Source organism: Pseudomonas corrugata (assembly GCF_001269905.1).
GTDB lineage: Bacteria > Pseudomonadota > Gammaproteobacteria > Pseudomonadales > Pseudomonadaceae > Aquipseudomonas > Aquipseudomonas corrugata.
The window spans coordinates 58,135-77,167 of record NZ_LHVK01000029.1 but is presented as its reverse complement, the minus strand read 5'-3'; the positions used below and the strand labels follow the sequence as shown (position 1 = coordinate 77,167).

Below are 19,033 nucleotides of genomic sequence, written 5' to 3'. Positions count from 1 at the left end.
CTGCACGATGAGCAATAAAAAGCTGATCCCGTTGCTGCTCTACATCCTGTTCCTGCTGGTGCCCATCTACTGGCTGCTGAACATGTCGTTCAAGAGCAACACTGAAATCCTCGGCGGCCTGACCCTCTGGCCACAGGATTTCACCTTCCAGAACTACAAGGTGATTTTCACCGACCCGAGCTGGTACACCGGTTATTTGAACTCGCTCTACTACGTGAGCCTGAACACGGTGATTTCCCTGAGTGTGGCGTTGCCGGCGGCTTATGCCTTCTCGCGCTACCGGTTCCTGGGGGACAAGCATCTGTTCTTCTGGCTGCTGACCAACCGCATGGCGCCACCGGCGGTGTTCCTGTTGCCGTTCTTCCAGCTGTATTCGTCCATCGGGCTGTTCGACACCCATATCGCCGTGGCCTTGGCTCACTGCCTGTTCAACGTACCGCTGGCGGTGTGGATCCTCGAAGGCTTCATGTCCGGGGTGCCGAAAGAAATTGACGAGACCGCCTACATTGACGGCTACAGTTTCCCCAAGTTCTTCGCCAAGATCTTTATCCCGTTGATCGGCTCGGGCATCGGCGTGACGGCGTTCTTCTGCTTCATGTTTTCCTGGGTCGAACTGTTGCTGGCCCGCACGCTCACCTCGGTGAATGCCAAGCCGATCGCTGCGGTCATGACCCGTACCGTGTCGGCCTCGGGTATCGACTGGGGGGTGCTGGCGGCGGCGGGGGTGTTGACCATCCTGCCGGGCATGCTGGTGATCTGGTTCGTTCGCAATCATGTGGCCAAGGGCTTTGCCCTGGGCCGAGTCTGAGGAGTCGATGATGGAATGGATGAATTGGACCGTCCCCACAGCGGTATTTTTTGGGGTTATCGCCTTGTTCCTGGTAGGCATGACCACTTGGGAGTTGCGTTCGCCGAGCATCCCTCGGCGTGGTTTCCTGCCGATTGCCACGACCCGTGGCGACCGGTTGTTTATCGGTCTTCTCGGTAGCGCCTACCTGCACCTGCTGGTAATCGGCGCCACCGACTGGAGCATCTGGATAGCGTTCGCGTTGTCTTGGGTGTGGCTGTTGGCAGTGATGCGGTGGGGCTGAAGTGGCCTGTGTGGCTAATTCGCCCACTCAACTTCGGCACCAGGACTTGAGTACTCGAATTAACCGAACAGGCCACTAGTCATTCGACGATCAGGCTCTTAAACCCAAACAGGAGGTCTCTATGTTCAATAAAAACAATAAGCTGCGACATAGCGTTTCATTGGCTGCCGCACTGGCACTCAGCGGGTTGAGCGCTGTGGCCTGGGCTGACGCCTATGAAGACGCCGCTAAAAAATGGATCGGCAGTGAATTCAAACCGTCGACCTTGACGGAAGCCCAACAGCTTGAAGAACTCAAATGGTTCATCAAGGCATCCGAGCCGTTTCGCGGCATGAAGATCAACGTGGTGTCGGAAACCCTGACCACTCACGAATACGAGTCCAAGGTACTGGCCAAGGCCTTCACCGAAATCACCGGGATCCAGTTGACCCACGACCTGCTGCAAGAAGGCGACGTGGTGGAAAAGATGCAGACGGTGATGCAGTCGGACAAAAACATCTATGACGGCTGGGTCAACGATTCGGACCTCATTGGTACGCACTTTCGCTACGGCAAGACCGAATCGATCACTGATCTGATGGCCAACGAAGGCAAGAACTTCACTTCGCCGACCCTGGACCTCAAGGACTTCATCGGGACTTCCTTCACCACCGCACCGGACGGCAAGCTCTATCAACTGCCCGACCAGCAATTCGCCAACCTCTACTGGTTCCGCGCCGACTGGTTCGAGCGGCCGGACCTGAAGGCCAAGTTCAAGGAGAAGTACGGCTACGAGCTGGGTGTACCGGTGAACTGGTCGGCCTATGAAGACATCGCCAAGTTCTTCTCCGAAGACGTCAAGGAGATCGACGGCAAGCGCGTCTACGGCCACATGGACTACGGCAAGAAAGACCCGTCCCTGGGCTGGCGCTTCACCGATGCCTGGTTCTCCATGGCTGGTGGTGGCGACAAAGGCCTGCCCAACGGCTTGCCAGTGGACGAGTGGGGCATCCGTGTCGAGGACTGCCATCCGGTCGGTTCCAGCGTGACCCGTGGCGGCGATACCAACGGCCCTGCGGCCGTGTTCGCCACCACCAAATACGTGGATTGGCTGAAGAAGTACGCGCCACCGGAAGCGGCGGGCATGACGTTCTCCGAGTCTGGCCCGGTACCGTCCCAGGGCAACATCGCCCAGCAGATTTTCTGGTACACCGCTTTCACCGCCGACATGACCAAGCCGGGCCTGCCGGTGGTCAATGCGGACGGCACGCCGAAATGGCGTATGGCACCTTCGCCACGCGGTCCGTACTGGGAAGAGGGCATGAAGCTGGGGTATCAGGACGTGGGTTCCTGGACCTTCATGAAGTCCACGCCTGAGAAGCAGAGACTCGCGGCCTGGCTGTACGCGCAGTTCGTGACGTCGAAAACCGTGTCCCTGAAGAAAACCATCGTCGGCCTGACGCCGATTCGTGAGTCGGACATCAACTCGCAGGCGATGACCGACCTGGCACCGAAGCTGGGTGGCCTGGTGGAGTTCTATCGTAGCCCGGCCCGCGTGCAATGGACCCCGACCGGGACCAACGTACCGGACTATCCGCGTCTGGCGCAGCTGTGGTGGAGCCACATCGCCGAAGCGGCCAGCGGCGAGAAGACTCCGCAGCAGGCACTCGACGGCCTGGCGAAGGATCAGGACGCAATCATGACCCGTCTGGAACGTTCCAAGGCCCAGGCTACCTGCGCGCCGAAAATGAACCCGGAACGCGATGCGCAATACTGGTTCGACCAACCGGGCGCACCGAAGCCAAAACTGGCGAACGAGAAGCCTAAAGGCGAAACCGTGAGCTACGCCGAACTGCTGAAATCGTGGGAAGCTGCCCGCAAGTAAGCGCCCTGCAATAAATGAACGGCACCGAAAGGTGCCGTTTTTTTGAGCCTTGAAAAGAAGCCCACAACCTCCAGACACACCACCAAACCCTGTGGGAGCGAGCCTGCTCGCGATGACACCGGCCCATCCAACATCAAGGCCAACAGACCCACCGCCATCGCGAGCAGGCTCGCTCCCACACTGGATTGTGGAGGCCCACAACCTCAGACACACCACCGAACCCTGTGGGAGCTGGGCTTGCCCGCGATGACGTCAGCCCATTCACATCGATACCAACAGACCCACCGCCATCGCGAGCAGGCTCGCTCCCACACCGGATCGTGGAAGCCCACAACCTCCAGGCACACCACCGAACCCTGTGGGAGCCGGGCTTGCCCGCGATGACATCAGCCCATCCAACATCAAGACCAACAGACCCTCCGCCATCGCGAGCAGGCTCGCTCCCACACCGGATCGTGGAGGTCCACAACACCCAGGCACACCACCGAACCCTGTGGGAGCGAGCCTGCTCGCGATGACATCAGCCCATCCAACATCAAGACCAACAGACCCTCCGCCATCGCGAGCAGGCTCGCTCCCACACCGGATCGTGGAGGTCCACAACACCCAGGCACACCACCGAACCCTGTGGGAGCGAGCCTGCTCGCGATGACGTCAGCCCATTCACATCGATACCAGCAGACTCACCGCCATCGCGAGCAAGCTCGCTCCCACGGCAATGTCTTCAGCCTGCCTTGACCTTGCTGGCCTGGGGACCTCCGGCCATAGGGGTGGGGGTGGCTTTCATCAGTGTATCCAGCGCCTGCCGATAGTTCTTGCCGGCCAGGCTCATGCTGTTGTTGTGCGTTCCCCCAGGCACCAGCAGCAGATGCTTCGGCTCATGGGCCGCCTTGAACAGTTGCTCGCTGAAACGAGGCGGAACGTAGTTGTCTGCCGCGCCATGCACCACCAGCAGCGGCATGTTGATTTCGGGGATCTTGTCGATGGAGTCGAACTTCTGCGACAGCAGCCAGCGCACGGGCAGGGAGGTATCCGCCATGGCGGTCGCCACGTCGCCCAGGGAGGTGAACGTGGACTCGATGACCAGGCCTTGGGCCGGCACGACGCTGCCGTCTTTCGCGGCCTTCTGGCCGAGTTCGGCGGCGAGGTCCACCGCGACGGCGCCGCCCAGGGAGTGACCGTAGATCAGCCGCAGGGCCGGGTCCGGTTGCAACGCTTCAAGCCGCTCCCAGGCGAATCGCGCATCTTCATAGACACTGGCCTCGGACGGCAGCTCGCCATGGCTCTTGCCGAAACCCCGGTAATCGATCGCCAGCACCGAAAAGCCCAGGGCGCGCAGTTGCTGGATGCGGAACAACTGGCCAGTCAGGTTCCAGCGCACCCCGTGCAAATACAGGATCGCCGGCGCCTTCTTGCGTTCGGCCGGCCACCACCAGCCATGGATATTTTCCCCGGCCTTGAAGCTTTTGGGCTTGAGGTCGAACTCCTGCACGCTGCTCGGAAGGCCGCTGAACCAGCTCGCCGTTCCCGGTTCGATGCGAAACACCAGCTCCCGCTCCTTGTGTTGCAACACCGCGCAGCCCACCGGCAAACCGCCCACCATCGCAGCCATGCACAAATAGGCGAGCCAGCGGCGCCGACGACGAGGGAGTAAGGATGAAGACATCGACGCGACTCGCTACTCAAGACAGAAGATGCGTTTTAACAGATCCGCTCGCAGGGTGGAGAGATTTCTGGAAGGCTGTCATGTACATCCCCAAACTCAGCCAATACCAACCGCTGTCCCGCCCTGCGATATGGCACCTTGGGCACCCCCTCCAGGCGTTTGCGCAGCACCTCGGTCAATGAACGCCCGGCCTCCAGGCTGGCATCGCCAAAGTCCCCTTCAAGGTGCTGCGGATGCACGATCACCTCGAGAGAGCCATGGATCGGCGGTGCGGCATGTTGCAAGTCGGCCGGCGTGCAAACGTGGTCGGCCGTGGCGCCGCTGAGGTAGCGCATTCGACGGTTGAGCAGGGACTTGAAGATGCGTTTGGGCAGGTTCAGGTTCGCCCCCAGATTACGGGCCAGGCGTATGGGCACGCTGTGCCGGGCGGCGAAGCGGGCCACCAGTTCACCGATGGGCCAGATGTTGTGTACATGCTGGTGGGAATCGAGGTGGCTGGGGTGCAGTCCGTGGTCCAGGCAGCGCTGCCACTGGGCTTCGAGTTCTTCTCGCACGGCAGCGCGATCCTTGGCGCCCAGGCGCAGGCAGTAACGGGACAGGTTCAGGTCGAACTTGCCATTGGCATCACAAAATGCCGGACGCGATGCAATCGCCCGGCTCAGTGGCGCGCCGTGGCTCAGGTTGAAATGCAGGCCGATACGGCCATTGAGCAGGGGGTGTTGGGCCAGTTCACAGGCCTGTTCGAAGCCCGGCATATTGGCCATGGCCGTGGCGGAACTGATCACGCCTGCCTCGAAGGCCTGCAGGATGAGCGTATTCTCACTGAGGCTGAGTCCGAAATCGTCAGCATTGACGATCACTTGTTGGGGCATTCACGTTCTCCTGACGCTTGGGAGGGGGGGACGAAGGGAGGGGGGTGGTTTGGCCGGTCGGGCGCTTGCGAAGCCATGGCTTGAGACTTTTCCATAGGCGCAAGGCGAACCCCAGGGCCAGCCCGCCGGGCTGCCATGAGCAGAAACTCCAGCGCCAATGTTCCAGCTGTCCGGTCATGCGTTCATGCAACTGATGGTTGGAGTTCTCCAGGCTGACCCGCGACGCATCGATCCAGTGCCAGTTGTCATCCAGTCCCCAGCGAATCCATTCTTCCAGCAACACTCGACCGCTGCCCAGGTCGGCATGCTCCGGCAGGAACGCGAGGTTGTAGTCGTACAAGCGTCCGTGCTCCAGCAGGCCGAGGCGGTAGCTGATGCAGTGTCCGTCCAGCTCCAGCATCACCACCCGTACCAGACCTTCGGCGGCGAGGGCTGTAAAGGCGTGGTTCATCCATTGTCGGTGCCTGGGTTCGGAGAAGATGCCGACACCTTCTTCGCCTTTCCAACTGGCAGCCTCGACTTCGGCAAGGGTTCGCAACAGCGGCCCCATGCCGATGGCATCCGGTGTCACTCTCTGGATTCGGGCACCGCACGCGGCGATCCGCTTGCGCGCCCGGCGCAGCTTGTAGCGCGGATCGCCGGAAATCTCCTGGCGGTCGCTGTCGCTGATCAGATGCACCGGCACTCGGCAACTCAACCGCCGCTCTCCGGTGGAACTCAGCGCCATCCAGGTACTGAGGGCGCTTTCTTCACCGACCGGTTCGATCACTTCATTGAACTGTAGCAATGCGTGGGGCAGGTGCTGGCGGATCTGCATCAATGCCTGGCCCATGGCGTCGGCGTCCAGGCGCACCAGCAAGGCGATGCGGTCGGCCAGGGGATAGCCCAGGTGACGCAACACCCGAAACCGCAGCCCGCCGATGCGTTCACGCGTGGTGACCAGGGGCAGGCACAGGCAAAGCGCCTGATCCTGCCAGCCCAGTAGCACATGCAATTCCTGATCGGGCCGCAGCGCCAGCTCTGCCGCTTGCAGCCAGGCCAGGGTGTTGAACGGCGTCGTATCGGCCACCTGGGTTCGCAGCTGTTCATAAGCTGTTGTCGGAAACAGTTCTGCGCTCAGGGAGCGGCACCACTGGAACCGGATCGCCATTGCCATCAGGCCGCCGCCGTCGTGGCGGTCGGTTGCGCCGGCTTGCGAAAGGTGTCCAATACAGAACCGTCGTAGAACGTGTCACGGAAGAAGCGCCAGCGACCGAACAGGCAATACACATGGGTGATCTGGCCGCGTTCCTGGAAGTCCATGCGTATATGCATTTTGATCGCCGGAATGTTCTGCAGGTCGCAGACATCGACCATCTTGTCGCAACCCTTTTGCGCCATGATTTCCCACATATCCTGTTGTACGTCGGCCGACATCCTGGACCCCCAATACGCACGGATCATCTCTCCACCGAACTGAAAGTATTCACCAGGCTTGATCGGGAACAGGCAGCGATAGAAATGGCGATCGAAATAGTCTCGCGTACTGGCCCAGGCGAAACCCACGGTGTCGCCCTGATCATCCAGGTACATCAAGCCTGTGTAACCTTCGGCGGCCAGTTCGCGCATGGTTTCGACGCGGTCGCCGAAATGCCTGGCGAACGCATCGGCATTGCTGACGGTGATGAACTCCTTACGCATCGGCGGGTAGGGCTTGAGGTTATGCGGCGGCAACGGGATCCGTACATCGTGCTCCAGCCACACCAGTTGCGAATGGAAAAACACGTAGCGGCGTATCACCTGCTTGAGAACCGAGCGCAGGCCTTTCTTCTGGATGCGATCACGCAATTTTTGCAGTAGGTTCATGGTGCCTCCTGACGGGTGGCGGGTTGGGGAAAAGAGGAAGCACTCCAGCCCAGGGCAAACAGGGTTTCCCCTGGCAGGAGAAAACGGATCTGCCCGGCCTCGCAATTGAGCGGGGCGTTGCGGCTGTGGTTGTCCGGACCGAAATAGACCAGGGTCGGCTGTGTCTGCGGGCAAGGCGTGCCATCGATGCTGACCTGTTGCGCCCGGGTGCTTTTATTCACGCCCAGCAGGCTGCGTTGCGAGCCGGTGGCCATCGCCAGGGCGTCCACTTCAAACGCGTCGTTGTCCAGGCGCAGCACCTGGTCGAGCCAATGTTGTCGGATGAATTGTTGGGCCAGGCCCACCGGCTTGAGCTCGAAGCGATCATTGCCAAGCACCCGGACCATGCCCTTGGGGTACTCCGGTTCGTCGGCGGATTGGAACCAGTTGAGCATGTCCAACAGGCCGTCGGCGGAGGCATTGATCACCACGGAGGTCCACCACAGGGCGGCGTAATGGGTTTCCTGATCGTAGGGGCTCAGGCTCGAGCCGCTGGACATGTTGGTCTGGTCCAGCAGCAGAGCCTTGCGTGGTCGACCGTTGTGATCCAGGCCCACCAGGCTGGCAGCCCGACGCACGCTGTGGCGGTACACTCGGGTGGCTAGCAGATCGCGGACCATCCACTCATGCCAGGCCAGGGCATCGATCTGGTCGCCGTAGCTGGCCAGCAGGCGGCGCGCCCAATCGATGCCACGTTTGTCGGCGGCGTTTTCGGCCAGGGGACCATTGGTGAACCGCGAGCTGGCCGGAATGGCAATGCGCACACCTGAGCGGGCGTTGGCGGGTAGGGCACGGACCTGGTTGGCCATGCTCTCGAACACCTGCTGGTAGCTGGCGAAGTCGGCGTAGTTGAGGTTCGGCTCATCGGCGAAACCCAAGTAGTGAATGCCTTTGCCACCGAGGGCGCGAGTCGATTCGAGCCAGGCCTGCAGGCCGCTGTTGCTGAGCCGGTCGGCCCGCAGATCGGCCTTGCGCGCGCTACCGGCCAACAAGGTGATGTCCTGGGTGATGCCGAAGCGGTCCTGGTACAGGCGGCGGAAACGGTCTTCGTGGTCCGCCTTTGCAGCGGTGACGTCGACGAAGCTGTAATAGCTGGCTGCCTGGGGCTTGAGCGCATCGATGACCGGGTAGGCGGAGGGGGGCGGCATGGCGTAAGGCAGGGAGACGCCCAGTTTTGGCGTGGTTCCCAGGACGTCGCCATACACCCTCAAATGCGCTTGTCCCGGATCCTCGCGCAACGGTCGCAGGTGTGCCGGGGTTTGGGCAAACAGGTTGGCAGTACCATCCAGCCAGAATGCAGCCTTGCCGTTGCCCAGCAGATGCAGGCGCCAGATCTGCTCGACGTCGGTGACGGGCAGCGCGATCTGATCGAACTGCCAATAGGCCGGGTAGCGCTTGAGGTTCAACTGCAGCTGTTTGCCGTCGGCGACACGTCGGGCCTGCAAGGCTTGCACACCGCCGTGGAACTTGCCCGCCAGCATGGCTCGCTCGCCGGCGGCCACTTTGAAATACAACTCGTCGCCATCGTGGGCCTCAGCGCTGAAATGCACCTTGGCCGGTGCGAACAGGGCCTGGGTACGCGCGTCATGCTCGACGCTGTAGCGGCGGAAGCTGTAGCCGGGGATTTCCAGGCGATAGCTGGCGGCACCGGGCAGCAATGGCCATTGTTGTTCGCCACGTACCTGGGCTCTCTTGATCAAGCGCTCGCCCACCAGGCGTCCCTGGCCGTTGAGCAGGTACAAGTGTTCCGAATTGGCGTCGGCCTGCCAGGCCGGTGCCCAGCGCACGGTCACCTGATCCGGCCGGTCGGTCTGCAGGTACAGGCTGCCGTCGCGGATGCCGCTCCAGGACATGGAGGCGCCATGGGCCGGAAATGCCAGGGCCCATAGGCATGCGCTCATTATCCAGCACCGCGCCGACCCTATCGCGAGCAGGCTCGCTCCCACCCTGGACCTGCATCGGCCGCGGATATTGTGATCGACACCGGGCCCTTGTGGGAGCGGACTTGCTCGCGAAGGGGTCATCACATCCAGTATCCGTGCAAGCCGAGCCTCCGCCATCGCGAGCAAGCCCGCTCCCACAGGGATCTCACCGAACCCTGTGGGAGCGAGCCTGCTCGCGATGGCGGACTGAGGGGCGACGAAACTCATGCCGATTTTCCCATCAGCATCTGCCGCATCGGCACCAGGTCGCTGGGCAGGATGATCAGCGTCTGCCACAGCGCCACGCCGCTGAGACGGCAGTACATTGCCAGCAACGCCACGGTTACCCCCAGGTAAGCGATGGAAGATGCAGCGGCGGCACCGACGATACCGTAGCGGGGAATCAGCAGCAGGTTCAACGCCAGGTTCAGCAACGCCCCCACACCCATCAGCAGCGATACCGTGCCGGGCCGGTTCTTGCCCAGCAGGTCCAGGCGCAGGATGCTTGCATAGCACAGCCCGAACAGCCCCGGCAGCAGCGCCAGCAAGGCCGGATAAGCTGGTTGGTAGGCCACGCCGAACAAGGTCACGATCAGCCATTCGCCGATCAGCGCCATGCCCAGGCACGCGCCGAGCATCACTGTGGCAGTCAGGCGCAATGCCAGGGGCGTCAGGCGCTGCATGTCGCGGTCCTGTTGCAACAGGCGCTTCATCAGGGGGGTGGTCACGGCTTCCGGCACGATCAGCAGCAGCTCGGCAGCGGCGCTGGCCATGGCGTAGTGTCCCAGGGCGGTGCTGCCCAGCAGGGCGCCGATGAACAGGTAGTCCGAGCGCAGTATCACTTGCTGGAACAGCAGGTCCGGATGGCTGCGTGCGCCGTAGCGCAGCAGCTCGCCCTGGCTGGCGCGATCCCATTGCAGCGACACCTCGTGATCCCGCCGCAGCCAGACCCAGCCGGCCACTACCACCAGGCTCAGGCCTGTCAACCAACTGATCAGCGCCGCTTCCAGGGCCGCATCCTTCCACATCCAGAACAGCGCCAGGAACAGCAACAGCGGCGCCAGGGATTCCATCAGGCGCAGGGCATTGAAGCCGCCCACGCCGCCTGAGGCATTGTGCAGCGTCAGCAGTCCGCTCTTGAGCACGGTCAACGGTACGGCGAGCAACAGCAGCCAGGCCAGTAAACCCAACTGCAGAGTGATGTCCAGCTCAGCGCCAAACACGCGCGCCAGCGCCACCACCAACAGGGTCAACAACCCGGCCAACAGGCAACCGAACACCAGCACTTGGCTGAGCAGCAGCCCCATCGAACGCTGCTGCGCCGCCTGATAACCCACGGCGGAATTCAGACCGCCGCTGGTGGCGGCACTGATCAGGTCCGGCAAGGTGCTGAGCAGGGCGAACAGCCCGCGCTCGCTGGGTCCCAGGATCCGTGCCAGCAATACATTGCGCAGCAAGCGCAGGCCGATCATCGCCAGGCGCGTGCCCATGCTCAGCGCCAGGTGTTTGAGGTAATGCGCGCGGCTCATGGACGTGCCCCTCGACGAATGCGCCAAGCCAGCAGTTCGGGATGCTGGGCGTTGCGTTGACTGACACCGAAACGCGGCACGTTCCACGGATCGCCGTCGTTGCGATACAGCCCGGCCTCGGTACCCAGGGCGAACGAAAAACCGTGGGCCGCCACTTGGTGGCGCACGCGTTCGTCGTGATCGCCATTGGGGTAGCAATACACCGGCAACGGTTGGGTGCAGGCGTTTTCCAGGGCTATGCGGCTGCGGCTCAGCTCCTCGTGCAAGCGCTGGTCGTCGAGCTTGGTGAGGATTGCGTGGCTGGCGCCGTGAGGGCCGAAGCGCACAAGGCCCGAATCTTCGAGCATGCGCACCTGGGTCCAGTCCAGCGCCTGGGGCTGGGCACCAGGGGGGCAGGCGTCGGTGAGGTCGCTCAGGGTTTGCGGATCGAGGGTCTTGAGGCTTTGCAGGTAGTGCAGCAACGACAGGCTGCGGCGTTCGTCATCCAGGTCATCGAGCATCACCGGCAACGACCGTCCGGCCTGTTGCAAGTGCTCTATCAGCGCCAGTCGTGCCACATGGCCATGACTGCCCCACAAGGTTTCACCAATGCTTTCCCACCAGAAGTGCTGGCGACTGCCGATGAAGTCGGTTGACAGGAAAATACTCGCCGGCACCTGGTATTGGCGCAGCAGGGGAAAGGCATTCATGGCGTTGTCGCGCCAGCCGTCGTCGAAGGTCAGGGCGACCCGCGGACGGTCCGGAACGGTGGCAGGGTCGGCCAACAGCAGGGTCATCAGGGGCACACATTCGAAATACCGTTGCAGCCAGATCAGTAAATGTTCGAAGGCTTCCGGCCCCACGCACAGTTCGTTGCGATGAGGCAGTTCGGCGGCGCGGTCGTTGCCCAGCACGCGGTGCAGCATCAGGATAACGCCGGCACCGCGCAGCGGACCGCGGCCGAGCGATGTGTTCAGGTACAGCCAGCCGCCAGTGAGCTTGAAGACTTGTTTGATCGACATCGGCCATGCTCCTCAGCGGTTCTGCTCGGGATTCCATTGGCTATAGCGCCGGCCCCGCAGGAACTGCCACAGGCCGATGCTCATGCCCGCGAGCGTCACCAGCACGAACGCCGCCAGGCGAAAGGGCCGAGGCAAGCGGTGGTGCATGTCCAGCAGGCCAAGCAGCGCCATGGCGTAGCCGAGCACTTGGGCTGCCAGGCTCAGGCGATAGAACCCCTGGTCGCTCCACAACCAGAGGTTGCTGAGCAGCAGCGGCAGCAGCAACACCGGCGCCAGGCGGCGGATCAGTTTGTGGCTGATCAGGCCAATGGCGTACAGACCATGACGCAGCGGATTGAGCAGCGCCCGGCGCTGGGCCAGGCTTTGCAAGCCACCGACGGTGACCCGCTGGCGACGACGAAACTGCTTGTCGGCCTCGTCCACCCCCTGGTCGATCACCCGGGCCTTCGGTACATAGACGATGGATTTGCCGGCGGCCGGCGCACAGGTGCTGAGGAAAAAATCATCGTTGACCTGGGCCGGAATCGGCTCGAACAGCTCCCGGCGCAGGGCCAGCAACGCACCATCGGCCGAGACCATGCAGTCGGTGCGGCTCTCCACTCGCCGCAGCCACCCCTCGTAGTGCCGGTACAAGCTGTCGCCCAGGCTCAGGCCCTTGCCCGGCACGGGGATTTCCATGTGTCCGGCACACGCGCCGACCTCCGGATCACCCAGGGGCGCCAGCAAATGACCGAGAGTGTCGTGACCCCATTGGTTATCGGCGTCGGTAAAGACCAGGATCTCGCCGCCGCTGTGGGCCACGCCGGTATTGAGGGCCGCGGCCTTGCCCTGGCGGGGCAGGTCGAGCACGGTGATGCGCGGATCGATCACTTTGCGCGCGCAGGCCACCGTGTCGTCGCTGGAGCCGTCGCTGGCGAGGATGATCTGCAGCGAGCGCGCCTGATAATCCTGGGCGAGCAAAGTGCGCAGTTTGTCTTCGATGTGTCGTGCTTCGTTGTGGGCGGCGATGACAATACTGATGTCCATCGGCAGTGCCTTGCCGTAGCGCCGGACCGGAAACAGTGGTGTCAGCAGGCTCAGCATCAGGGGGTAACCGAGGTAGGCATACACCGGCAGCAACAGGCAGGTCCAATAAATGAATTCAGCCACGGGCAGGTCTCCTGACGTTCCAATGACAGAGGTTGAGCAACAATGCGGCACCGGTCAGGTGCAGACGTACCCCGTGCAAGGCCCACAGTTGCAATGTCAGGCGCGGGTCGCGACGGCTCTGGCGCAGGCTGAGGAACAATGGGGGCAGCGAGGTGATCAGCAGCAGTATCAGCACCAGGTGCAAATGGCCCTGGAGCAAGGCGACCAGCGCCAGCAGATCCAGGCCCCAGGCCGCGATGGACAGCATCGGGAAACGCAGCAGGCGCAAGCTCGGACCATGGCTGCGCAGCAATTGCAGATGACTGCCCTGGCGCCACAGTTCCTTGCTCATCCACTCACGCCAACTGCCTTCGTAGCCCCAATGCAAGGCTACGCATTCGTTGACCAGCAACAGTTGCGCGTCGAGCTGGCGCAGGCGCAGGGAGAAGTCCTTGTCCTCGCCGGTGCGCAGGGTTTCGTCGAAGCCGCCGACCCGCTCGAACCACGACCGACGCATCAACAGATTGGCGCTGGGCAGCCACTGCACCCGGTCCAGGCGATGGGAACCGGGACGCTGGCTGCGGCGCTGCCAGGCTTCGGCGAACCAAGGTGCCTGGCAGGGAGTGTCGAGGTCCAGGCCCAATACATCGCCCTGGTGACCTTCCAGTTTCAGCAGCAGCTTGAGCCAGTTGGCCGGCATCTCGATGTCGGCGTCGATGAACGCCAGCCAGTCGCCATGGGCAACCGCCGCGCCGCGGTTGCGCAGTGCACCGATATGCACACCGGGCACGATCAACACCCGCGCGCCCAGTTCGTTGGCGATGCGCGGGCCATGGTCGTCGGAGCCGTTGTCCACCACGATCAGTTCGCACTCCAGCTGGGCCTGGCGGGCCGCTTCCTGCGCTGCGCGCAAGGTACGGCCGATGTGCCGGGCCTCGTTGTACATCGGGATCACGATGCTGACCCGGTTCATGGGCGCGCCTCCTGGAGGGGAGCCTGTTCGGCCTCGTGGCGCAACACACTGGTCAAGGCGAGCATGATCCACAGCAGCTTATGGTTCGGTGCACTGAGGAACATCAGGAACAGCATCAGCGACAGGAAGCTCATGCCCAGGTGTGTCAGCAGATCCGCCTGCACCCAGTCCCGACGTGCCAGCCAGAGCCGGCGGGCATGCAGCAGGTTGTACAGGCCCAGGACCAGCATGCCGACGAACATCAGCCCGCCCGGAATGCCGATTTCGCTGAAGATTTCCAGATAGGTGTTGTGGGCCCGGCGATACAGATCCCCCAACTTGCGATTGGCCGAGAACGCTTTGGCGTAGCCAGTGGGCGCGTAGTGCAGAGGGAAGGTCCCGGGGCCGCTGCCGAGTATCGGGTTTTCGCGGATCATCTGGCTGCCGACCACAATGTACGAGGCTCGCCGACCGAGGGATTCATCCTTGTGGGCATTGGCGCCGGCGCTGAGGATGCTCAACGACTGGATACGTGCGACGTAGCCCGCCGGCATCACGGCGATCGCCAGGGGCACCAGGAGCGCCAGCCCGAGCATGGCAAACCCCAGATGCCTTGGACGGATGCGCGGCAGTTGCGCACGATAGTGATACAGACCGATCACCAGGCTGAGCAGGAGCACCACCAGCCCCGAGCGCGATTCGGTCTTGGTCATGCCGCCCAGCAGCAGGATGAAACAGCCGGTCCAGAACAACCGGTGCAGCAGGTTCGGCCCGCGCACCACCAGCAGCAATGCCAATGGTGCGGTAAAGGCGATCAGCAGGGCGAAGGTGTTCGGGTCTTCCAGCAGGCCCGAGGCGCGGCCCTGGTCCTGATATTTGGAAGAAAACATCGCCAGCACGCAGGTGATGGTGACACTCAGCGTCATCAGGCGGCAGAACATATCGAGGTTCAGTTCGCGGCCGATCAGCAGGGTAATGACGAACAGGATCAAGCCCACGCTCAGTTCGCGAAAATGGGTCATCGACAGCTCCAGGCTGTCCGACAGGCAAAGGCTCAGGCCGTACAGCAGCAGGAAACCGAGCAGCGGCCGCCAGATATTGCTGCGCAGGCGGGTGCCCGGAATCTGGTGCAGGGCCAGTTGCAGCATCAGTATCAGTATCAGTGCCAGGCCGAAGAATTTGCTGCCGGAGAGCGGGTTGTCCTTGAACAGCCCTTCGAACGGTACCAGCGCAGCGATACCCAGCAGGCCCCAGCCGGGTTTGCGATAGAGCACGGCGACACCCACAAGGCCCAGCACCGCCCCCGGCGCCAGGAATGGATAGGGGCTGGCCAACAAGGCCAGGCAAACCAGCCCCAGCAGGCTGACGATCGAGAGTGGGACAATCATGGGCGAGCCTCCCGTGCCGTACGGATGTAGAGCTGCGACCAGCGTTCGGCCAGCGTGCGCAGGTCGTAGCGGTCCTGTTGGGTGCGGCGTGCGTTATCGGCCAGGATCTGCGCCAGGGGCGGTTCGCTGAACAGCGTTTCGATCTGCCGGGCCAGTTCGGCGCTGTCGGCAGGCGCGGCGAGCAAACCGTTGTGACGGTCCTGTACCACATCGGGAATTCCGCCGACGCCGAACGCCACCACCGGTACCCCGGCTTGCATGGCTTCGAGCAGGATCATCGGCGTGCCTTCGGTGCGCGAACTGATCACCAATGCGTCGAGGCGACTCCACCAGGCGTTCATGTCGGTCTGGTAACCGGGCAACTCGATGCGCGTGGGCAGCCCGGCATCGGTGATGCGTTTGAGCAGGGCCTGGCGTTCCGGGCCGTCGCCGAGCATCACCGCGTGCAGCGACGGATGCCGTTGGCACAGGGGGATCATGGCGTCGAGGAACAGGTCCGGGCCTTTCTCGCTGCTCAAGCGGCCGACGTAGCCGACCCGCCAGCGCTGGCCGTCGTCGCGATGAGCCACAGGTGCCGTGGGCGTCGGCAAACCGTTGGGGATCACGTCGAGTTTCTCTGCCTGCACGCTGGCCTGGCGGTGCAGCACGGCGATGCTCTCGGCCACGCAGACCACGCGCTTGACCGATGCCGTGCGGCACAGTTGCAGGCTCAGCCAGGTGTAGAAGCGCTGCTTCGGACTGCGCGGCGTGAACCCGTGCTGGGTGATGACCAGCGGCAGGCGCAGCAGCGTGGCGGCGGCCCAGCCGAACAGCAGTCCCTTGAAATTGTGGGTGTTGAGCAGCGGTTGTTCGCTGCGCCGTTGGCGCAAGTGCTGCAACAACTCGCCCCAACTCCCACAGCGATGGCAATCGACCCCGGCCTGGCGAAAGCGCGCGATCAAGGTCGGCGGCGCCGCGAGGAACAGCACCTGGTGCTGTCCCGGGGTCGCCAGGCAATGATCGAGCAGCATCCGCTCGGCCCCGTAGAAGCCACCGCTGTCGAGCAAATGAATGATCGGCAGGGGGCTGCTGCGGTGGGACGGGCCGAACGGCGCGTTCAATTGCGCACCCAATGGACAAGGCTGGGCAGGCTCCAGTTGCGGTGCGGGTTGATCTGGTCGGGAGACTGCTCGTTGATCACCAACAGCACTGGGACATCCAGTTGCTGGCTGATCTGCGCTGGGTGCTTGAAGCGATGGTCGAAGAACTCACGCACGTAGACCAGGGCAATCGCCAGCAACAGGCCGCTGAACAGGCCGAACGGGATAATCAGCATAGGCTTGGGGAAGGCCGCAGCAGTCGGTTCGAAGGGTGGGCTGAGCACGCGGGCGTTGGACAGGTCGTTGTCCAGGGAGCGGGCGGTGCTGGCTTCGGCGAACCGTTGAGCGTAGGTGGAGAACGCCGCATGCAGTGCGTTGATCTCGGTATCCATCTGCTGCAGCTTGCTCTGGGTTTCCTGCAACTGGTGGATGCGCCCCTTGAATGCGGCGATGCGCTCGACTTTCTGATTGATCACCGAGCTGACCACCGCCAGGTCGGTGGTGCGTTCCTGGATCCGGTTGTTCACCACCTTCAGGAATTGCTGGCGGGTGCGCACGATTTGTTCCCGGGCCAGCAGCATCGGTTCGCTGCCGGGCTGGAAGATCGCCAGGTCGTTCATGTAGCGGCTGACCTGGCTGGTCAGTTGTTCGCCCAGTTGCCTGATCTCCCGGTCCTCGAAGGCGATATTGTCCACCGTGGTGGTGAAGGTGAAGGGGAAGGTGTAGTCGCTGAACTTCGAGCTGTTCGCCGCCGCCAGGCTGGTCTTGAGGTAGTCGAGCCAGCGTTGGCTTTGCAGCAGGCGATCCTGGTACAGGTTCAGGGCTTGCTCTTCAGTGTTGATGGCGTTCAGGCGGAAGGTGATTTCCTCCTTGGGATCAGCCGAGCCGACGCCTTCAAGCAAGGCCAGCCGGGTGCCTTCCAGACCATCGAGGCGATTCTGGTATTGGCCTTTCTTCTGTTCATAGAAGGTCTGCGGCAACTCGATCGATTGCAGATCCTGGCGGCTGGTGAGGTAGTTCTGCAGCAGTTGCGCCACGAAGCGGGTGCCTTGCTGCGGATCACCGAAGCTGTAGACGATGGATATGACATTGGAGCCGGGCAGGGTCTCGATCTTGAGGTTTTCGACGGCTTCGTCAGTCAGCGTATCGAGCACGGTGTCGCGCACCGGATCGACCTCCAGCCCCAGGCCATCGCGCAGCGGATTGATCACGTACTGGCGCAGCGGCGTGGTGACGTAGCGCTTGAACGGTTCGCTCACCCATTTGTTGAAGATGCCGGGGCTGGGGTTGTACTCACCCTGGTCGCGCAGGGTGCTGATGGTCTGCCGGATCAGCGCCGGCGAACGCAGGATATTGCTCTCGGTTTCCATGTCAGCCAGGGACGGTGGAATGAAAGTGGCGTTTTCCTGGTTCAGCGACGTGGTGGCGTCGCCCTGGGAGAGTTTTTTCGACTGCACGATCACTTGGGCAGTGATATCGAAGCTCTGTTTGAGCATCAATGGCAGCGCCAGGGCAATCACGGCGAAGATCAGGAAGATGCGCTTCACCCACTGCTTGTTGGCGAAGAAGATCCTGAAGAACTCATGCAGATAGTTTTCCTTGGGATTCATGATCGATCACCTGGGTCAGTTGCTGTTGCTGCCTTTGTTGTCGACGCGGTAGCCGAAGCTGAACCCCACGCCCTGGAACAGCACCACGTCAGCCAGTTGCCTGGCGAGTTCGCCAGCGCTGGCAAGCTTGGTCTTGGGCACGAAGAGCATGTCTTCCGGTTGCAGGTAGGCGATTTGCGAGGCATCACCGCTCAGGGCTTTTTCCACGTCGTAGTGACGGGCTTCGACCTGGTTGCCGGTGCGGCGCATGATCACCACCGAATCGAGTCGTGCCTTGACGTTCGTGCCGCGGGCCAGGGTCAGTGCCTCGAGCACCGAGATCGGACGGCGGATCGGGTAGGAGCCCGGTTGGGCCACTTCACCGAGCACGTAGATCTCGTTGCCGGCGGTGGACTTGAGCAGCACATCGACGGACATGTGGCCTGGCAGTTGGGCGTAACGTTCGTTGAGGAAGGTTTCCAATTGGTTGACGGTCATGCCTTGCAGCGGCACCGAGCCGATTTCCGGAAAGCTCGCATAGCCGTCGCTGCCCACGGTGATTTCCCGGCTCATGCCGGTGCCCGGGTGACTCAAGGTATTCCTGAGGTTGGTCTCGCTGGTCAGCGGGCTGGTCACCAGCACTGTCAACTGGTTGCGATTGGGCTGGAACAGCATCTTCCGGTCATAGGCCCGTTGTACCTCCAGGCGCGCTTCGTCGGTGGTCATGCCGGCGATTTTCACCGACGTGTTGGCCCCGGGCAGTTCAATGCTGCCGTCGGGCATCACCAGTTGCGTGCCGTTGAGCTGGCTGGCCGCGGTGAAATTCAGGGCCACCTGGTCGCCCGGTTGCACGCGATAAGCCTGGGGACCGGTGGTGCTGATGTGAAAGATCACATCGAGCACATCCTGGGGCCGCAGGGTCTGTTCGACCTTGGGCATGTCGGTGGCCTGGGCATTGGCCGGCGCGGCCGTGAGAATCTGCACCGGCATCGAGCGGGTATCGCTGGTGCTGGAGCAGCCGGCAAGCGGCAGCAACAGCAGGACAAGTATCTTGGCGTTCATCTCGTC

The 19,033-nt window shown here is 62.5% G+C and carries 16 protein-coding genes; 3 read left to right on the top strand and 13 right to left on the bottom strand.

All coding sequences use genetic code 11. The annotated features are described in order from the left end of the window. Window positions 1–7 precede the first annotated feature (7 nt). The 3 genes from AD665_RS25545 to AD665_RS25535 all read left to right on the top strand — a co-directional run bounded on the left by AD665_RS25545 (window position 8) and on the right by AD665_RS25535 (window position 2,955). Window positions 8–808 (top strand): carbohydrate ABC transporter permease, encoded by an 801-nt coding sequence (locus tag AD665_RS25545; RefSeq protein ID WP_024776454.1) that lies wholly within the window; start codon window positions 8–10, stop codon window positions 806–808. Window positions 809–818: 10 nt separating this feature from the next. Beyond that, on the top strand, window positions 819–1,091 hold the full coding sequence (locus tag AD665_RS25540; RefSeq protein WP_024776455.1) for a DUF2160 domain-containing protein: 273 nt from the start codon (window positions 819–821) through the stop codon (window positions 1,089–1,091). A 121-nt stretch (window positions 1,092–1,212) separates the two neighbouring features. After that, window positions 1,213–2,955 (top strand): ABC transporter substrate-binding protein, encoded by a 1,743-nt coding sequence (locus AD665_RS25535; RefSeq protein ID WP_024776456.1) that lies wholly within the window; start codon window positions 1,213–1,215, stop codon window positions 2,953–2,955. Between the two features lie 724 nt (window positions 2,956–3,679). On the opposite strand, the gene AD665_RS25530 is transcribed toward AD665_RS25535, so the two are convergent. The 13 genes from AD665_RS25530 to AD665_RS25470 form a co-directional block, all read right to left on the bottom strand. Continuing rightward, the gene (locus AD665_RS25530) at window positions 3,680–4,621 is read right to left on the bottom strand and encodes an alpha/beta hydrolase (RefSeq protein ID WP_053194314.1); all 942 of its coding nucleotides are present in this window, start codon (window positions 4,619–4,621) and stop codon (window positions 3,680–3,682) included. 35 nt (window positions 4,622–4,656) lie between these two features. After that, complete coding sequence (locus tag AD665_RS25525; RefSeq protein ID WP_024780971.1) at window positions 4,657–5,493, bottom strand: ChbG/HpnK family deacetylase; 837 nt, start codon at window positions 5,491–5,493, stop codon at window positions 4,657–4,659. Beyond that, window positions 5,465–6,643, bottom strand: a complete 1,179-nt coding sequence (locus AD665_RS25520; RefSeq protein ID WP_053194325.1) for a GNAT family N-acetyltransferase — start codon at window positions 6,641–6,643, stop codon at window positions 5,465–5,467. The genes AD665_RS25525 and AD665_RS25520 overlap by 29 nt, the downstream gene beginning before the upstream one ends. A 5-nt stretch (window positions 6,644–6,648) precedes the next feature. Then, on the bottom strand, window positions 6,649–7,338 hold the full coding sequence (locus tag AD665_RS25515) for a GNAT family N-acetyltransferase (protein WP_024780973.1): 690 nt from the start codon (window positions 7,336–7,338) through the stop codon (window positions 6,649–6,651). Then, window positions 7,335–9,278: a hypothetical protein gene (locus AD665_RS25510; protein WP_053194313.1), complete on the bottom strand. Its 1,944-nt coding sequence runs from the start codon at window positions 9,276–9,278 to the stop codon at window positions 7,335–7,337. Before AD665_RS25510 ends, AD665_RS25515 begins: the two co-directional genes overlap by 4 nt. 245 nt (window positions 9,279–9,523) lie before the next feature. Further along, window positions 9,524–10,828 carry a lipopolysaccharide biosynthesis protein gene (locus AD665_RS25505; RefSeq protein WP_053194312.1) on the bottom strand — a complete coding sequence of 435 codons (1,305 nt, stop codon included), beginning with the start codon at window positions 10,826–10,828 and terminating at the stop codon, window positions 9,524–9,526. Further along, window positions 10,825–11,829 carry a polysaccharide deacetylase family protein gene (locus AD665_RS25500; protein WP_053194311.1) on the bottom strand — a complete coding sequence of 335 codons (1,005 nt, stop codon included), beginning with the start codon at window positions 11,827–11,829 and terminating at the stop codon, window positions 10,825–10,827. The genes AD665_RS25505 and AD665_RS25500 overlap by 4 nt, the downstream gene beginning before the upstream one ends. Before the next feature lie 12 nt (window positions 11,830–11,841). Continuing rightward, window positions 11,842–12,978 (bottom strand): glycosyltransferase family 2 protein, encoded by a 1,137-nt coding sequence (locus AD665_RS25495; protein ID WP_053194310.1) that lies wholly within the window; start codon window positions 12,976–12,978, stop codon window positions 11,842–11,844. After that, complete coding sequence (locus AD665_RS25490; RefSeq protein ID WP_053194309.1) at window positions 12,971–13,930, bottom strand: glycosyltransferase; 960 nt, start codon at window positions 13,928–13,930, stop codon at window positions 12,971–12,973. Before AD665_RS25490 ends, AD665_RS25495 begins: the two co-directional genes overlap by 8 nt. After that, window positions 13,927–15,297, bottom strand: a complete 1,371-nt coding sequence (locus AD665_RS25485) for an O-antigen ligase family protein (protein ID WP_024780979.1) — start codon at window positions 15,295–15,297, stop codon at window positions 13,927–13,929. Before AD665_RS25485 ends, AD665_RS25490 begins: the two co-directional genes overlap by 4 nt. Continuing rightward, window positions 15,294–16,397 carry a glycosyltransferase family 4 protein gene (locus tag AD665_RS25480; RefSeq protein WP_024780980.1) on the bottom strand — a complete coding sequence of 368 codons (1,104 nt, stop codon included), beginning with the start codon at window positions 16,395–16,397 and terminating at the stop codon, window positions 15,294–15,296. The genes AD665_RS25485 and AD665_RS25480 overlap by 4 nt, the downstream gene beginning before the upstream one ends. After that, window positions 16,394–17,986, bottom strand: a complete 1,593-nt coding sequence (locus AD665_RS25475; protein ID WP_024780981.1) for a GumC family protein — start codon at window positions 17,984–17,986, stop codon at window positions 16,394–16,396. The genes AD665_RS25480 and AD665_RS25475 overlap by 4 nt, the downstream gene beginning before the upstream one ends. Before the next feature lie 15 nt (window positions 17,987–18,001). Continuing rightward, the gene (locus AD665_RS25470; protein WP_024780982.1) at window positions 18,002–19,027 is read right to left on the bottom strand and encodes a polysaccharide biosynthesis/export family protein; all 1,026 of its coding nucleotides are present in this window, start codon (window positions 19,025–19,027) and stop codon (window positions 18,002–18,004) included. Window positions 19,028–19,033 lie beyond the last annotated feature (6 nt).

What these genes read in the sequence shown, in the direction of transcription:
- AD665_RS25545 (WP_024776454.1), top strand. Translation starts at nt 8, where the DNA reads ATGAGCAATAAAAAGCTGATCCCGTTGCTGCTCTACATCCTGTTCCTG.
- AD665_RS25540 (WP_024776455.1), top strand. Translation starts at nt 819, where the DNA reads ATGGAATGGATGAATTGGACCGTCCCCACAGCGGTATTTTTTGGGGTT.
- AD665_RS25535 (WP_024776456.1), top strand. Translation starts at nt 1,213, where the DNA reads ATGTTCAATAAAAACAATAAGCTGCGACATAGCGTTTCATTGGCTGCC.
- AD665_RS25530 (WP_053194314.1), bottom strand. Translation starts at nt 4,621, where the DNA reads ATGTCTTCATCCTTACTCCCTCGTCGTCGGCGCCGCTGGCTCGCCTAT.
- AD665_RS25525 (WP_024780971.1), bottom strand. Translation starts at nt 5,493, where the DNA reads ATGCCCCAACAAGTGATCGTCAATGCTGACGATTTCGGACTCAGCCTC.
- AD665_RS25520 (WP_053194325.1), bottom strand. Translation starts at nt 6,643, where the DNA reads ATGGCGATCCGGTTCCAGTGGTGCCGCTCCCTGAGCGCAGAACTGTTT.
- AD665_RS25515 (WP_024780973.1), bottom strand. Translation starts at nt 7,338, where the DNA reads ATGAACCTACTGCAAAAATTGCGTGATCGCATCCAGAAGAAAGGCCTG.
- AD665_RS25510 (WP_053194313.1), bottom strand. Translation starts at nt 9,278, where the DNA reads ATGAGCGCATGCCTATGGGCCCTGGCATTTCCGGCCCATGGCGCCTCC.
- AD665_RS25505 (WP_053194312.1), bottom strand. Translation starts at nt 10,828, where the DNA reads ATGAGCCGCGCGCATTACCTCAAACACCTGGCGCTGAGCATGGGCACG.
- AD665_RS25500 (WP_053194311.1), bottom strand. Translation starts at nt 11,829, where the DNA reads ATGTCGATCAAACAAGTCTTCAAGCTCACTGGCGGCTGGCTGTACCTG.
- AD665_RS25490 (WP_053194309.1), bottom strand. Translation starts at nt 13,930, where the DNA reads ATGAACCGGGTCAGCATCGTGATCCCGATGTACAACGAGGCCCGGCAC.
- AD665_RS25485 (WP_024780979.1), bottom strand. Translation starts at nt 15,297, where the DNA reads ATGATTGTCCCACTCTCGATCGTCAGCCTGCTGGGGCTGGTTTGCCTG.
- AD665_RS25475 (WP_024780981.1), bottom strand. Translation starts at nt 17,986, where the DNA reads ATGAATCCCAAGGAAAACTATCTGCATGAGTTCTTCAGGATCTTCTTC.
- AD665_RS25470 (WP_024780982.1), bottom strand. Translation starts at nt 19,027, where the DNA reads ATGAACGCCAAGATACTTGTCCTGCTGTTGCTGCCGCTTGCCGGCTGC.